This is a genomic window from Flexibacter flexilis DSM 6793 (assembly GCF_900112255.1).
GTDB lineage: Bacteria > Bacteroidota > Bacteroidia > Cytophagales > Flexibacteraceae > Flexibacter > Flexibacter flexilis.
The window spans coordinates 119,084-135,219 of sequence record NZ_FOLE01000008.1 but is presented as its reverse complement, the minus strand read 5'-3'; the positions used below and the strand labels follow the sequence as shown (position 1 = coordinate 135,219).

Sequence of the window (16,136 nt, the reverse complement as noted above, 5' to 3'; positions counted from 1 at the left end):
ATCTTTATTAGAACAAAAAAATAGGGCTACTTCGTATTAACCTCCGACCGTTTCGCGGAGCGTTTCTACTAAGTCGTCCCATAATTCATGCAAATCATGCTCGTTGGTATTCTTGGAATAGTCCGTAATGGACAAATACACGGCCCTTGTTATATCGCTGGTTTCCAGCTTAAATTCTATAAAATCGGGGTCTTCTTGGTCTATTTCGTGCGTCGGCAAAAACTCAAAACGAGCCAGTTTGTTACTTTTCTGTAATACTAACCGCGCCAAATGATCCGACTTTTCCCATACAAAATTATAAATCTGCTCCGCATTAATATCCGCCCTTTCCGCAAACCACGCCTGCAAACCCTCCGCCGTGCTTATGTACGGGAACAATATTTTGGGAGATGATTTAAACTCATACTCTTTTATAAACTTCATTTTTTCCATCATCTTAATTTTTTTTGCGCTTTAAGTAATTGGATTAGAGTTCTAAGCCCACAATTTAAAACTTTTTTTTCTAAAACGCTTGCACATTCAAAATTATTTTACGTGTTTTGCACCACAATTCGGCGAGGTAGCTCAGATGGTTAGAGCGTAGGATTCATAACCCTAAGGTCGGCAGTTCGATTCTGCTCCTCGCTACAAGCAAAAGCATTCAGTTACATGAATGCTTTTTTTATTTCTATACAACCCATTTTTGTACTTTAGAATGCTAAAAAAATGGATTTTAAAGGTTTTTTTGCAAAAAACAATAAGCCTTCTCCCCCAATCGCACCAACTCAATTATTTGTTACAACGCCATGTAACGCATTCGCTCCCTATTTCGGAGGCACAATTTGCCCAAAAAGCACTTGACGCCGCCGAGCAAGTAGCCTTGTTTGAACGATTTTCGGGTAAAAAAGCCGCGCAAAGCCTTTGGTATGAAATAGGTTCGGGCAGTGATTTGAGTATGGCTTTATGTTTTGGAATAAAACACGACATCAGACTCACGGCAACGGATTTGTATCCCATCGCCAAAATTTCATTGATTAACAATAACTTAGCTCGTTTATGGACTTCACAGCCCATTACCAATCTGCCAGAGCTAACCCAATTTAATATACAATACGCCGCACCAACAGACGCACAACAAACGGATTTTGAGGCAAATACATTTGATTGTATCACCAACACTTCCGTACTCGAACACATACCCGCCGCCGCACTTCCTGCTATTTTTAAGGAAGGTTATAGGGTTTTAAAACCCAACGGCCTGATGATTTGTGTAATTGATATGCAAGACCATTACAGTTACACGGACAGCAGTATTACCTATGGCCACTTTCTTCGCTACAATAATTTTGTGTATAACGATTTGATTAACAGTGATATACACTATCAAAACCGACTCCGATACTCCCAATACAAAACCCTTTGGAAAGCCGCAGGTTTCCGCACAATTTACGAAGACCTCGCCTACCCAGATGCCCAAACACTCGCCATGTTGGAAACCTTGCCATTGGCCGAACCATTCAAAAACTTTTCACGTGAAGACAAATTTGCAAAAACGGCATGGGTAGTTCTACAAAAACAGTAATCTATTTTACATAATTTAAAAGTTTATAAAACATATCTTTTTTAGGAAAAACGACAAACAAAACACGCCGAAATTTGGCTGTTTGCGGCTTAGGCCGTATTATTGCTGTTCGGTTTGGATAACACACCTTTACGTTATATCTTACTGATAGTCAATAAATACACAAAACAAATCAGAACATGGATACAGGAATGTTACATTTACACACGACGGTTGTAATCGTGTTTTTACTCTCTTTGGCCTTCAAAACAGTACTTTTATTAGCCAATAACACTACCCTACTCGATACGGTACGCGCCAAAACCAAGGTCTTAGAAATGATTTTGGGAACACTTATTTTGGTAACGGGCGGTTATTTGTTGTTCAAAGGCGGGCATCCAGCCACTTGGCTCATGGTAAAAGTCGCGATTGTGTTAGTAATGATTCCGATGGCTATCGTTGGCCTGAAAAAAGGAAATAAGGCTTTGGCGGTAATTTCGTTGCTTGGCTTTGTGTATGTATATGGTGTGGCCGAAACGCGCAGCCTTACGTTCAAGAAACAAGACACGGCAGCAAGTCCAGTAGCCGAAATCTACACAGCGCAATGCGTGCGTTGTCATGGCGAAAGCGGCGACGCTGGCCAGTTTGGAGCTAAAAACTTGAAAGAATCGACGCTTAGCCGCGAAGAAACTGCCCAAATCATTCTGAATGGAAAAGGCGCGATGCCTGGCTTTAATGGCGCGATTAGCCCAGAAAAAGCAAACGAGTTGGCGGACTATATCGCAACATTGAAAAAATAAAAAACTGCATTAAAATACTGAAAAACAGTTGTTTATACAAAGCCTTGTAACCTAATCCGTTGCAAGGCTTTTTTGTTTTCGGTATCTTTATATAATCATTTTTATTGCTATGGACAACATCAGATTCGTATTAGAAAGAATGGCTAATTCTAATTTAAGTGAGGACGATTGGCAGTTTTTCGCAGCAAAACTTACCAAACAATCATTTAACCGTAAAAGTACCGTTTTGGCGGCAGGTCAAACAGAGTCCCATCTCTCCTTTATAGAAAAAGGAATTGTTCGATTTTATCTCGGAGACGAAGAAAAGCAAACGACTTTTGGATTTGCATTTGAAAACTACTTTGTAAGTGCCTACGATTCTTTTTTATTACAACAACCTTGTAATTATTATATAGAAACACTATCTGACACTATTTTATGGCGGCTCACCCACCAAGATTTAGCCCAAATCTATGAGCATACAAGCATCGGCAATACAATTGGCCGTTTAGCGAGCGAAGACCTATTTTTAAAAAAGTCGAAACGTGAATTGTCTTTACTCATGGATAGTCCTGAAACTCGCTATCTGAAACTATTTACAGAACAACCTCACCTACTCAAACAAATTCCGCTCAAATACATTGCCTCTTACATAGGTATCACCCCTCAGGCACTAAGTCGCATCCGAAGGCGTATTTGTTAACTTGGGTTCATTGTTAATCATCCCGAACTAGGCGAATTTTGCATCATAATTTCAATAACACTATTAGATATATGAAACCATTATTCGTACTTTTAACAGCATTTAGCATTAGCATAACTGTTAATAAAATTTTATTTGGGCAATATAACCTACAATTATCTGGCAGAATTGCCATGTGTTGTATGCTGATATTTACCGCTATCAGTCATTTTGCATTCACCAAAGGCATGAGCCTGATGTTTCCTTCGTTTGTTCCTTTCAAAACTGAAATAGTGTATTTGACAGGTATTGCCGAAATGATACTAGGTTTAGGGCTATTGTATCCGCCAAAAGCAGAATACACAGGCTGGGTTATTGTTATATTTTTCATACTCATACTTCCTTCCAATATTTACGCTTCTATCAAGCATATCAATATTGAAAAAGGCACCTTTGACGGCAATGGACTCACTTATCTGTGGTTTAGAATACCCTTGCAGTTATTGTTTATCGTATGGACGTATTTATCGGCTATCAAATAACCAAGCAATGAATCCGACTCTTTTCTATAGTAAAATAGTATCGGATTCATTGCTTTATTTTAGAGTTGTAATTGAAAAAAATGTGTAGGTTTGCAACCATTTTTTATACAATTACAGCACCTTATTCCGATGGAAAATAAGCATTCTTGGATTATTGCCAACGAATTACAAATCACAGAACGCCAAGTAAATGAGACACTTGCGTTATTAGACGGAGGCGCAACCGTGCCTTTTATCGCACGCTATCGTAAGGAAGTAACGGGCAGCCTCGACGAAGTGGCCATCGCTGCCATTCGCGACCGCGCCGAACAGTTGCGCGAGTTGGACAAACGCCGTGAGTCTATCCTCAAATCTATCAGCGAACAGGGCAAACTCACCGACGAATTAGAAGCTAAAATCAATGCCGCCGAAACGCTTTCGGTGCTCGAAGATATTTATTTGCCCTACAAACCAAAACGCCGCACGCGTGCCACCATTGCCCGCGAAAAAGGCTTGGAGCCATTGGCTATCAGAATTTTAGAACAAGGAAATTTTGATTTGGAAAGCGAAGCAGCCGCCTACATCAGCGACGAAAAGCAAGTAAAAGACATAGAAGAAGCCTTAGCAGGCGCACGCGACATCATTGCCGAAACCATCAACGAATCGCCAGAAGCCCGTACAGAAATGCGTGAGCTTTTTGCCGAAAAAGGCGTATTTCAGTGCAAAGTGGTGGCAGGCAAAGAAGAAGAAGGTCAGAAATACAAAGACTATTTTGAATGGAACGAACCCGTTAAAAATGCGCCTTCGCACCGCATCTTGGCCATGCGTCGCGGCGAAAACGAGATGATTTTGATGCTCGATACCAATCCGCCTGAAGAAGACGCTATTTCGCTTCTGGAACAACGTTTTGTAAAAGGACACAACGCAGCAGCCCAACAAGTGCAAATGGCCGTAAAAGACGGTTACAAACGTTTGCTTCGCCCTTCGATGGAGACGGAAATACGTTTGGCCTCTAAAAAACGCGCCGACGAGGAAGCAATTAAGGTTTTTGCTGAAAATTTACGCCAATTGCTGCTTGCTGCGCCATTGGGACAAAAAAACGTGTTGGCCATCGACCCAGGCTACCGCACAGGTTGCAAAGTGGTTTGTTTGGACAGACAAGGCAAACTCCTGCACAACGACGTGATTTATTTGCTCGAAAGTCGCCAAACCGAACGCGCAGAAACAACGGTTCGTTATTTGTGTGAAAAATTCGAGATAGAAGCCATCGCCATCGGCAACGGAACGGCCAGCCGCGAGACAGAAAGTTTTGCAAGAGGCTTAAAACTCCCTAATATTCAGATAGTTGTGGTAAATGAAAGCGGAGCTTCGATTTACTCAGCTTCGGACGTGGCGCGTGAGGAGTTCCCTGACTACGACGTAACGGTTCGCGGCTCTGTTTCGATTGGTCGCCGTTTGTTAGACCCGTTGGCGGAGTTGGTGAAAATTGACCCGAAATCCATTGGCGTAGGCCAATACCAACACGACGTTGACCAAACCGCCCTCAAAAACAGTTTGGACGATGTAGTAATGAGTTGCGTGAATGCCGTTGGCGTGGAAGTAAACACGGCCAGCAAGCAAATTTTGACGTATATTTCAGGTTTAGGCCCTCAATTAGCGCAAAATATCGTGGAGTTCCGTAACCAAAACGGGCCATTCCGCAGCCGCGCACAACTCAAAAAAGTGCCGCGTTTGGGAGAAAAAGCCTTCGAACAAGCCGCAGGTTTCTTGCGTATTCGCGAAGCAGAAAACCCACTTGATGCCAGTGCCGTTCACCCCGAAAGTTATGTGATTGTAGAAAAAATGGCTTCGGATTTGGGCTGCAAAGTCGCTGATTTGATGCGAGATGCGCAACTGCGCAAGCAAATTGACCTTAAAAAATATGTTTCGGAAAAAGTTGGCTTGCCAACCCTCAACGACATCGTAAACGAGTTGGCCAAACCAGGACGCGACCCGCGCGAGCAATTCGAAGCGTTTAGCTTTACGGAAGGCGTAGAAAAAGTGTCGGATTTGCGTATCGGAATGCAGTTGCCAGGCATTGTTACGAATATCACCAACTTTGGCGTGTTCGTGGACATCGGCGTACACCAAGACGGTTTGGTACACATCAGCAACCTTTCTAATCGCTACGTGAGCAACCCCAACGAAGTGGTAAAAGTACACCAAAAAGTAAACGTAACCGTGATAGAAGTAGATGAGGCACGCAAACGCATTGCCCTTTCTATGAAAACCGAAAATACCGCCCCACAAGGCAAAAAAGAGAAACAAAGCAGCAGCCAACCTGCTGACAATGAGGACATGGCAAGCAAGTTGGCCAAACTCAAAAATATGTTTAAATAAAACTAAAACAGCCGCCAAAAGGTTAATTGTTCAAACCAAACACGCCTTTTGGCGGCTTTGCTTAACCTATCCAAAGCACAAAAGCAACACGATTTAGTATTCATTTTTAACTATTCAAAACCAATGCTTCAAGGGAAAAAAATCATTTTGGGCATTAGCGGTAGCATTGCGGCGTATAAATCTGCGTTTTTGACTCGCCTACTCATCAAGGCGGGAGCAGATGTACAAATTATCCTCACGCAAGCGGCGGCCGAATTTGTAACGCCACTCACCTTAGCCACACTTTCCAAAAGACCAGTTTTACAGCAATACGTTCGCGATTCTACGGGCGTTTGGAACAATCACGTAGAACTTGGGCTTTGGGCAGATGCCATGATTATGGCTCCTGCTTCGGCCAATACGCTGGCCAAATCTGCGAATGGCCTTTGTGATAACTTACTGGCAGCTACCTACTTATCGGCGCGTTGTCCTGTATTTTTCGCGCCTGCTATGGATTTGGATATGTACGTGCACCCCGCCACGCGCCGCAATTTGGAAACCTTGCGCAGTTTTGGGAATTACATCATAGAAGCCGAATTTGGAGAGCTTGCCAGCGGACTTTCTGGGCAAGGACGTATGGCCGAGCCTGAAAACATCATCGCCTACATGGAAGCCTATTTTGCCAAAAAAGAAGGCAAGCCTTTGGCAGGAAAAAATGTGCTGGTAACCGCAGGTCCAACGCACGAACCCATTGACCCAGTGCGTTTTATCGGAAATCATTCGAGCGGAAAAATGGGGTTTGCTATCGCCGATGCACTTGCCCGACAAGGCGCAAACGTAACCGTTGTGGCAGGGCCAACCTCTCACAAACCGCATCAGTTGAGCGTAAAAGTAAAGCACGTAACTACCGCCGCACAGATGTACGAAGCTGCCAAAGAATCATTTGGCAGCAGCGATATTGCGATTTTTGCGGCAGCCGTAGCCGATTACACGCCTTCGGAAGTGGCCAATCAGAAAATTAAGAAATCGGAAAATGATATGTTTGTGAACCTCAAGAAAACCACAGACATCGCCTCCGAATTGGGCAAGCTCAAAACCGCCAATCAAATAACCATTGGCTTTGCCCTCGAAACCGAAAACGAACAAACCAACGCCCAATCTAAGTTGGAACGCAAGAACTTGGATTTTGTGGTACTTAACTCTCTGAATGATGAAGGAGCTGGTTTTCAGCACGATACAAACAAAATAACGGTTTTGCATCGTAGCGGAGAAGTACAAGCCTTTCCTCTCAAAAGTAAAGAAACCGTAGCCGAAGACATTGTTCAATTGCTATTGCAACGGCTGGGGTTGTAAAATAAAAATTGTTATTGTGAATACGCTAAAGTAGATACGCACAGCATGCGTATCTACAATTTCATTAATCACCTATTTTTCGGCTTGATAATACAGCACCGAACAGTTTTCGGGACGTAATACTTGTGCCGCTACGCGTTTAATATCGTCGGTGCTAACGGCCTGAATATCTGCCGCTTCGCGGTTGATTTGGTCTGGGTTGCCGAGCAGCGCGAAAAACGCCAAACTCATGGCACGATTCAGCAATTCCACTTCCCCAAATACCAACGAAGATTCGGCCTGATTCTTTACTTTCGTCAGTTCTTGTGCCTCCAGCGGCTGCGCCAAAAATTCCGCTACAACGCTATCTATTTGTTTTTCAGCTTCTTCTAAAGAAATTCCGTTGGCGACTTTGCCATCTATCAGTAACAAACCCGCATCAATCGAACCCATCACATAGGCATTTACGGACGTGAATACTTTTAGTTCTTTGACCAGTTTTTGGTACAAACGCGAAGATTTGCCGCGCCCCAAAATATCGCTCAACAAGTCTGTGGCATGATAGTCGGCATCCGTGCGCGCGCAAGCATGATAGGCTTTATAAATGGCACTGGTAGGCACTTTGGCCGAAACCGTAAGGCTGCGTTTTTGGGTTTGTACGGGTTCTTGTGGCAAATTGCGGTGATATGGTGCCCCCGCAGGAATCGGCGCAAACCATTTTTCGGACAATTCGCGGGCTTTTTCTACCGTAACATCACCAGCCACCACCATTACGGCATTGTTTGGCAAATAATATTTATAGAAAAATGCCTTCACATCTTCCATCGTGGCGTTTTCGATATGGCTAATTTCCTTGCCAATCGTTGCCCAATTGTAGGGGTGCGTGGTATAGGCCAAGGGGCGCAACTTTAACCAAACATCGCCATAAGGCTGATTTAAGTAACGTTGGTTAAATTCTTCAATTACTACTTTGCGCTGAACTTCAAGTACTTGTGGGTCAAACGAAAGACTTAACATTCTGTCTGACTCCAACCAAAAAGCCGTTTCCAGATTCGCAGACGGAACGGTAATGTAGTAGTTCGTGATGTCAGGCGACGTAAAAGCATTGTTTTCGCCTCCTACCCTTTGCAAAGGCTCATCGTAAGAAGGCACGTTTTGCGAACCGCCAAACATGAGGTGTTCGAACAAATGCGCAAAACCTGTTTTGTTGGGGTCTTCATCGCGAGAACCCACATTGTACAAAATATTAAGGACGGCTGTCGGGGTGCTATGGTCGGAATGAACATACACACGCAACCCATTATCAAGCGTAAAAGACTGAAAATCTATCATTTATATTCTTTTCTTAAATAAATATCAATTACTGGATAAAAAGCAAATATACAATTCCACAGGAATTTTAAACCTATTTTCCTAAAAACAAAAAAGTCAGCCAACAATCTACTGTTATTGGCTGACAGAACTATAACATAAAAAAACAAAAACAATAAAACAATGAAACACTCTTTCTATCTACTCCTATAACGCAGGCCTATTGCAAATAGTTTGTGCGAACAAACAAAAAGTATAACACAATAAAAATAATTATGTTAAGCAAGTATTTTAATTATAAAACAAAAAAACATAATTCAATGTTTTATATAATTTTCACAACAAAACATTGAACTCAAAATTTGCGTATTTAGATTTCTTTCCGCAGTCTGGCCACAGGAATATTCATCTGTTCGCGGTATTTGGCCACCGTCCGACGCGCAATTTCATAGCCTTTTTGGTTGAGCAACTCTTCCAGCTTTTCATCCGACAAAGGTTTTTGTTTGTTCTCACTGTCAATAAATTCCTTCAAAATCTGCTTCACTTCGCGGCTACTCACGTCCTCGCCCGATTCGGTGGCGATACCTTCCGAGAAAAAGAATTTGAGCGGAAACACGCCAAAATCCGTTTGCACGTATTTACTATTGGCCACACGCGAAACCGTCGAGATGTCCATCCCGATGCGGTCGGCTACGTCTTTGAGAATCATGGGGCGAAGTTTGGCTTCGTCGCCTTCCAGAAAAAAGTCGCGCTGCAAGCCAACTATCGCGTGCATGGTGTGCAACAATGTTTGTTGGCGTTGGCGAATGGCATCAATGAACCAACGCGCCGCGTCTAATTTTTGCTTTACAAAAGTTACGGTTTCGCGAATTGCTTTGTTTTTCTTGGTGCTTTTGTCGTAGGCTTCGAGCATTTCGGTGTATTGGCGGCTTACGCGCAATTGCGGTTCGTTGCGGCCATCTAACGAAATTTCCAACTCGCCGTCATTTTCTGTTACGATAAAATCAGGAATAATCACCTGCGATTTGGCATCTGCCCCACTCGATTCGCCAGGTTTGGGATTCAGGTGCGTAATCATTTTGATGGCTTCCTTCAGTTCGGCGGCATCGTCTATGTCGAGGCGGCGTTGGATTTTATCGTAATGCTTTTTGGTAAATTCATCAAAACAATCTTCTACAATCCTGATAGCCAGCGAAGCCACCTCGTAATTGTCGGTGCGGCGGTCGAGTTGCAGCAACAAGCATTCTTGCAGGTTGCGGGCGGCGATGCCTGCGGGGTCGAACTGCTGAATCATGGCCAGCATATCGTCCACCTCTTCGTCCGAGACATTGATATTTTGTTTGAAAGCCAAATCATCGGCAATCGACGTGAGCGGACGGCGAATGTAACCGTCGGCATCAATGCTTCCGATGAGTTGCTCGCCTATTTTTTGTTGCGTTTCCGTCAGAGGCAAATAGCTCATTTGCACCATGAGCGCGTCGGCCAACGACGAACCCGCCCCAATCGGACGTTCTCTATCGTCTTCACTGTCAGCATTATAGCCGTCGCCTTGCATTTTATAACCTGGAATATCATCACCCAAATAGTCGTCCAGATTCAGTTCTCCCGTTTCGCTGGCCGGGCCGTCATCGTCGTTGCGTTCGGGGCGCGAGTCGTCGCCATAATCATCGTCATCATTATTGTTGCTCTCGTCCGAATCGCTATCATTGTCATACTCATCGTCGTCTTTATCGCGGTCGGGCAACTCGTCCAAGCCTTCTTCTAAGGCTGGATTGATTTCCATTTCTTCCTGAATACGAGAGCTAAGTTCGGCAGTAGTAACTTGCAATAGCTTGATAAACTGTATTTGTTGCGGTGACAGTTTTTGATTCAGCGACAGGTTCAGACCAAGTTTTTGCATGATGTAAACAAATAATTAGTGAGTGTTAAAATAAATTAAATTATGTTAAATTGGCGAGTGTACCCTGATATTGAGCCACTTCTACGCCAAAACGTTGCAGAAAATCTACGCCTTCGTCGATGGCCAAGCCTTTGTACTGCGCATAAGATTGTAAATAAATTACTTTGCTGATTTTCATACTAAACACAATACGCGCACACGCAATACAAGGCGAAAGCGTAACGTAAAGCGTGCATCCTTCAATACTCGTGCCATTTTGCACAGCATACAGAATGGCATTTTCTTCGGCGTGTAGTGCCAACGAGCAACTCCCTTTTGAGTCGCGCGGGCAACCTTCTTCTGGCCACTGCTCATCGCAATTGTGCGTTCCTGCGGGCGGTCCGTTGTAGCCAATAGACACAATGCGCGTATCTTTCACCAGCACTGCCCCTACTTGTCGTTTCACGCAATGCGAGCGTTTGGACAAATTAACGGCCAATTCCATAAAAATATCATCGTAAGCGGGTCGCTTCTGCATAAGGCGTTTTTGATTGTTTGTGGGTTTAAAGATACAAAACTTGCCTAATATGCAATAGAACGCTGCAATACGGAATCTATTATAACATTGTTTTTGGTAAATTTTTATTACTTACCTAAACAAACTTAATGGCCTAATAGTTTGGGTTACAAGTAACTAAATATAACGTATCAATGTTTGCGTATGGAAAGTTTCTTATAATAACACTATAATCATTAGCTTTTTCAAAGAAATAGCCTTTATTTGCTCAATGAAGCAATCACAAACACTAAACTCTTTTTGAACAAAGTTTTTATACCTACTACAAACCAAATACGAATATGAGACGCGTGTTTATTTTATTCTTGCTGCTATCTGCCTCCGCCATTTCTCGCGCCCAAGACAGCAAATTAATCGAAATTGAAAAAACAGACATCACGGCCAATAAGCATTTCAAAAGCGATAAAGCCTCTTTTTTTGGCTTCAAGTTGGGTATGGGCATCAAAACCGCCGAAAAACATTGGGGAACATTGCCGCAATTCATCGCCAAATATGATAATTTGACCCACGACGGAACACTTCGCTATTATCTTTATGACAAAAACGAAGCAGGCGAACAAAAAAACTGCGTGGCTTATTTGATTTGGAACAAAGGCGATACGGCCTTGGCTCAGATTAGTTTCTTCCCCGATGCAGAACCTTATTTGCAAGGAAACACCAAAAAACTATTGACTTTTGAAGCCATCGACGTATATTCGGACTTGTATAAGCATTTTTTGGGAAAAGCAACCAAAACCGCCATTACACTCGACGTGCCAGACATTCATTTGCGCCACAAAACCTTTTATTTCCACAAACACGGAATAGAAATTTGTGAGCAGCACGACGAAAAAGACCACCGCGTAGTATTTGCGATTGTTCCCGTAAAAGAAACGCCTTAATCCTTTTGTAAAAACAAATTTGAATGGAGCCAGTTTTTGGAAATAGAATAGACCTTGCTTCCTTGCGTGAAGCCGCCGAGCAACTACGCGCCGAAATCGGCAAAGTTGTAGTGGGTCAGAGCGAAATGATAGAATTGATTTTGGCGGCCATGCTCGCCGACGGACACGTACTCATCGAAGGCGTGCCCGGTGTGGCCAAAACACTTACCGCCAAGCTCACCGCTGCAGGCATTTCGGCACAATACGCACGTATTCAATTTACGCCCGACCTGATGCCTTCCGACGTAATCGGGACGCAGATTTTCAATAGCAAAACGGCAGATTTTGAGTTTAGACAAGGTCCTATTTTTGCTAACATCGTCCTCATCGACGAGATAAATCGCGCTCCCGCAAAAACGCAATCCGCTCTTTTTGAGGCAATGGAAGAACGCCAAGTAACCGTAGATGGCACAACTTATATGTTAGAACCGCCTTTTATGGTGCTGGCCACCCAAAACCCCATTGAGCAAGAAGGAACTTACCGCCTACCCGAAGCCCAACTCGACCGTTTTTTGTTCAAAATTTCGGTAGAATATCCTTCGCTTGCGGAAGAAACCCAGATTTTGGTACAGGCCAACGCCCGCAAAGGCAACACGCCTTTATCCGAAATAAAACCCGTTTTGAGCAAAGAAGCGTTAGTGCAGTTTCGGCAAAAAGCGGCAGAAATCCACATCGAACAGCCTCTTATTCAGTACATTGCCCAAATTACAAGCCAAACGCGCCAACACCCAGCCCTTTATTTGGGAGCTTCGCCACGTGCCTCGCTGGCCATTCTCAACGCCAGCAAAGCCATTGCCGCGCTGCGTGGCCGCGACTTTGTAACGCCCGACGATATTCGGTTTGTGGTTACGCCTGTGTTGCGCCATCGGCTTGCCCTCACGCCCGAACGCGAAATGGACGGCACAACGATTGGCGGCGTAATCAAGCAAATTCTGGACGGAATAGAAGTACCTCGCTAACAGCATTTTATATAAAAAACAAAAAAGGAGAAAGCCGACACATACGGTTTTCTCCTTTTTTATTGCACTCATAAATCATAATGTCTTTTTATTTCAATAAAGCCACCAACGCTTCATTTTCTTGGATAAGGGCATAATCTACGGCCTTCTTGCCGAATCGGTCACGGATTTTGGTATCGGCTTTGTGCGCAAGTAATGTTTTTGCAATGGATTCATGGCCGAAAGTAGCCGCAAAAAACAAAGCCGTTGCGCCGTTATAATTAAGCAAATTCGGGTTTGCGCCATGCGCCAACAACAATTCCACCATTGGCGTATAACCTTTGAAGCTCGCGCCCATCAGTGCCGAATTGCCTGTTGCGTCCTGAAGTTCAATATTCGCTTTCTGTTCCAACAAGATTTTGGCTACATCAAAAGCATTGTTATAAACTGCCAAAATCAGCAAACTATGGCCAGCTTTATTAAGTGTATCAATATTTTGTTTGGAGCTAACATACTGACTGACAACGGATACATCATTGGTTCGAGCAGCGTCAAACACATTGGTTTGCGCAAAAATGAACTGGAAAGAAAGCAGTTCAATAATGATTAACAAAAGATATTTTTTCATTGTTATGATGATTTAGTAACTAAAAATCGGCGGGAGAAACCGTAGCAACTCCCCCGCCGAGTGAATTATGTTTTATTGTTTTTGTGCGTTTTGCAAAGCTGCTTCCACTTCCTCGCGCGTAAGTTTGAGTTCTTTGGCCAAGCGTTTGCCGTAATCGCTATCGGCCATGTAGAAATAACCCGTCATTATCTTCTGAATCTCGCGGTTTTGTACCTGACCCAAATCCGCTACCAAGTTTTTGATAAGGTTGGCTTTGTTGGTTTCGTCGAGGCTTCTATAAAATTCGCCTGCTTGCTTAAAGTTATTTGGCTTAGAAATACGCGCCTGCGTAATGGCCACATCGCCGTAACGCGCCGAAGAATGTTTGTAGGCCGCATTGTCTGGGCGATTGTCGTTGCGTGATGGTTGGTAATTGGTATCCGAGCTTTTGCCTTTGTTGCTCAACGCGCCATCTTGGTTGTTGCTGTTGATGGCCACTTTTGGCGCATTCACTGGCAACTGTTGGAAATTCGCGCCGATGCGGTAGCGTTGTGTATCAAAGTACGAGAACAAACGGCCTTGCAACAATTTATCTTCCGAAGCCTCTACACCTGGGATTAGAGTACCTGGCGAAAATGCCGATTGTTCCACCGAATCAAAGTAGTTGTCTGGCACTTTGTTGAGCGTCATTGTGCCTACCAACATGGATTTGGCTACGCTTTCGTTCCAAGTTTTGGTTGCATCCAATGGATTAAAATCCAGTTTTTCAAATTCGGAAGCCTTCAGAACTTGTACATACAAATCCCATTGCGGGAAATTTCCTTTTTTGATATTGGTGTACAAATCAACGGTTGCGTGCTGAAAATCTTGGCTTTGCACTTTCGCCGCTTCGGCCATTGTTAGGTTACGTTCGCCTTGTTTGCTTTTCCAAGTGTATTTCACATAAACGACTTCATTTTTTTCATTAATCCACTTAAACGCATGGACACTTGAGCCGTTCATTTCGCGATACGAGGCAGGAATCCCGTAGTCCGAGTACACGCGAGTAAGCATGTGCGTTGCTTCTGGTTGATGAGAGAAAAAGTCAAACACACGCGCTGGGTCTTGCTTGTTCAGAATCGGCGAAGGTTTGAAAGCGTGCACCATGTCAGGGAATTTGATAGCATCGCGGATAAAAAACACAGGCAAGTTGTTGCCTACAATGTCGTAGTTTCCTTCTTCGGTATAAAATTTGGTAGCAAAACCACGCGGGTCGCGCAAGGTTTCAGGCGAGCCGTTTCCGTGTACAACCGTTGAAAAACGCACAAACACAGGTGTTTTTTTACCTGCTTGGCTCAAAAATTTGGCTTTGGTGTAGGCCGACATATCCGCAGCCGCCACAAACTCGCCGAAAGCACCCGCGCCGCGAGCGTGCACGACACGTTCGGGAATGCGTTCGCGGTCGAAAGAAGCCAATTTTTCAATCAAGTGAATGTCTTCCAACAATACGGGACCATCTTGGCCAACGGTTACCGAATTTTGGTTGTCGCCGACAGGTGCGCCCGTGTTCGTAGTCAAAGGTTTTTGTTGTGCGAAGGCTAACGAACTGGTTAGCAAAAGCATCGCACCAAAGATATAATGCTTATTCATGGTATTTTATCTGTTGATTAAACTTATTGAGACAAAAGTATAATCTTTATAATTATTGATAAAACTAAAATTTTCTATATTTGTAATAGATTTCATCAATACAGACACATGAACATTCAGCAATTAGAATATATTCTGGCCGTACATCAACTCAAAAACTTTAGCCGAGCGGCGGCGCATTGCAACGTAACGCAAGCCACGCTCAGTTTTATGATAAAAAAGTTAGAAGATGAGTTAGGGCTTATCATTTTTGACCGAAAACACAACCCCATTTTAACAACAGACGCGGGTTTGGAAATACTGGCCGAAGCACAAAAAGTGCTCGTACACACGCAGTTGCTGCAAGACAAAGCCAAAAATATGCGGGGCGAACTGTCGGGACAAATTCGTGTGGGCATTATTCCGACCATTGCCAATGCGCTATTGCCCAAAATCATTCGGCCAATCATTGAGAAATATCCGAGCCTTTCGATAGAAATCATCGAAACCACTACTGCACACATTGTCAAGCAGTTGCGCGATGGGCAACTCGATGCGGGGATTTTGGCGACACCGTTGGGGCTGGAAGATATAGAAGAAAATATTTTGTATTATGAAGCCCTGATGGTTTACGGCAATTTTGAGGAAGACAAAAAATACATTATCCCCGACGAAATCCGTAATCACAAAATTTGGCTTATGGAAGAAGGCCATTGCCTGCGCGAGCAATTTATCAAGCTGTGTTCGCTGAAAAAGAAATGCGATGTTCCCGAAAACTTCAAATTCGAGGCCAATTCTTTTGAAACACTGCTCAACATGGTGGACGAGTTTGGCGGCCTTACGATGATACCCGAACTGTATTTTCAGACGCTACCCAACGAGAAAAAGCGAAAAGTGCGGCATTTTGTTGCGCCAATTCCCGTGCGCGAAGTGAGTTTGATTTACTTTCGGCCTTTTGCCAAACAGCGTATTATTCAGATGCTTACCGCCGAGATTGCGGGCATTGTTAGTCAAAATTTAGCTTCCAACGACTACCCAAAACACGAACTGGTGATTGCCAAAATCTAAAAACAAAAACCCGTAT

Annotated in this window: 15 protein-coding genes and 1 tRNA gene; 10 read left to right on the top strand and 6 right to left on the bottom strand. The window is 43.7% G+C overall.

Annotation, left to right across the window (positions count from 1 at the left end):
- Positions 1-36 precede the first annotated feature (36 nt).
- Entirely contained in the window at positions 37-423 is a 387-nt protein-coding gene (locus BM090_RS13305; RefSeq protein WP_245756728.1) for an START-like domain-containing protein, read from the bottom strand.
- Between the two features lie 130 nt (positions 424-553).
- Here BM090_RS13305 and BM090_RS13300 point away from each other — a divergent pair.
- From BM090_RS13300 to coaBC, 7 genes are all read left to right on the top strand, one after another.
- Positions 554-627, top strand: a tRNA-Met gene (locus BM090_RS13300).
- A 97-nt stretch (positions 628-724) separates the two neighbouring features.
- Entirely contained in the window at positions 725-1,561 is an 837-nt protein-coding gene (locus BM090_RS13295) for a class I SAM-dependent methyltransferase (protein WP_177199933.1), read from the top strand.
- 191 nt (positions 1,562-1,752) lie between these two features.
- Positions 1,753-2,340, top strand: a complete 588-nt coding sequence (locus BM090_RS13290; protein ID WP_177199932.1) for a c-type cytochrome — start codon at positions 1,753-1,755, stop codon at positions 2,338-2,340.
- Positions 2,341-2,479: 139 nt separating this feature from the next.
- Positions 2,480-3,022: a Crp/Fnr family transcriptional regulator gene (locus tag BM090_RS13285; RefSeq protein ID WP_245756727.1), complete on the top strand. Its 543-nt coding sequence runs from the start codon at positions 2,480-2,482 to the stop codon at positions 3,020-3,022.
- 71 nt (positions 3,023-3,093) lie between these two features.
- A complete protein-coding gene (locus BM090_RS13280; RefSeq protein WP_091513984.1) occupies positions 3,094-3,543 on the top strand; it encodes a DoxX family protein in 450 nt (149 codons plus the stop codon).
- Between the two features lie 129 nt (positions 3,544-3,672).
- Positions 3,673-5,901, top strand: a complete 2,229-nt coding sequence (locus tag BM090_RS13275) for a Tex family protein (protein ID WP_091513980.1) — start codon at positions 3,673-3,675, stop codon at positions 5,899-5,901.
- A 123-nt stretch (positions 5,902-6,024) separates the two neighbouring features.
- Positions 6,025-7,233, top strand: coding sequence for a bifunctional phosphopantothenoylcysteine decarboxylase/phosphopantothenate--cysteine ligase CoaBC (coaBC, locus tag BM090_RS13270; RefSeq protein ID WP_091514305.1), 1,209 nt, complete (start codon positions 6,025-6,027; stop codon positions 7,231-7,233).
- 72 nt (positions 7,234-7,305) lie between these two features.
- On the opposite strand, the gene BM090_RS13265 is transcribed toward coaBC, so the two are convergent.
- The 3 genes from BM090_RS13265 to BM090_RS13255 all read right to left on the bottom strand — a co-directional run bounded on the left by BM090_RS13265 (position 7,306) and on the right by BM090_RS13255 (position 10,940).
- On the bottom strand, positions 7,306-8,544 hold the full coding sequence (locus BM090_RS13265; protein ID WP_091513976.1) for a M16 family metallopeptidase: 1,239 nt from the start codon (positions 8,542-8,544) through the stop codon (positions 7,306-7,308).
- Positions 8,545-8,893: 349 nt separating this feature from the next.
- Positions 8,894-10,423: an RNA polymerase factor sigma-54 gene (gene rpoN, locus BM090_RS13260; RefSeq protein WP_091513973.1), complete on the bottom strand. Its 1,530-nt coding sequence runs from the start codon at positions 10,421-10,423 to the stop codon at positions 8,894-8,896.
- 40 nt (positions 10,424-10,463) lie between these two features.
- Complete coding sequence (locus BM090_RS13255) at positions 10,464-10,940, bottom strand: deoxycytidylate deaminase (protein ID WP_091513969.1); 477 nt, start codon at positions 10,938-10,940, stop codon at positions 10,464-10,466.
- A gap of 320 nt (positions 10,941-11,260) precedes the next feature.
- Here BM090_RS13255 and BM090_RS13250 point away from each other — a divergent pair, with 320 nt between their 5' ends.
- Together BM090_RS13250 and BM090_RS13245 are read left to right on the top strand one after the other, a co-directional pair.
- Complete coding sequence (locus BM090_RS13250; protein ID WP_091513966.1) at positions 11,261-11,860, top strand: hypothetical protein; 600 nt, start codon at positions 11,261-11,263, stop codon at positions 11,858-11,860.
- Between the two features lie 23 nt (positions 11,861-11,883).
- Positions 11,884-12,858: an AAA family ATPase gene (locus BM090_RS13245; protein ID WP_091513962.1), complete on the top strand. Its 975-nt coding sequence runs from the start codon at positions 11,884-11,886 to the stop codon at positions 12,856-12,858.
- 88 nt (positions 12,859-12,946) lie between these two features.
- Here BM090_RS13245 and BM090_RS13240 read toward each other — a convergent pair whose 3' ends face one another.
- Both BM090_RS13240 and BM090_RS13235 read right to left on the bottom strand, forming a co-directional pair.
- Positions 12,947-13,465 carry an ankyrin repeat domain-containing protein gene (locus BM090_RS13240; protein WP_091513959.1) on the bottom strand — a complete coding sequence of 173 codons (519 nt, stop codon included), beginning with the start codon at positions 13,463-13,465 and terminating at the stop codon, positions 12,947-12,949.
- Positions 13,466-13,537: 72 nt separating this feature from the next.
- A complete protein-coding gene (locus BM090_RS13235) occupies positions 13,538-15,073 on the bottom strand; it encodes a catalase (protein ID WP_091513956.1) in 1,536 nt (511 codons plus the stop codon).
- A 108-nt stretch (positions 15,074-15,181) separates the two neighbouring features.
- Between BM090_RS13235 and BM090_RS13230 the strand changes: the two genes are divergently transcribed.
- Positions 15,182-16,120, top strand: a complete 939-nt coding sequence (locus BM090_RS13230; RefSeq protein WP_091513953.1) for a LysR substrate-binding domain-containing protein — start codon at positions 15,182-15,184, stop codon at positions 16,118-16,120.
- Positions 16,121-16,136: the final 16 nt, after the last annotated feature.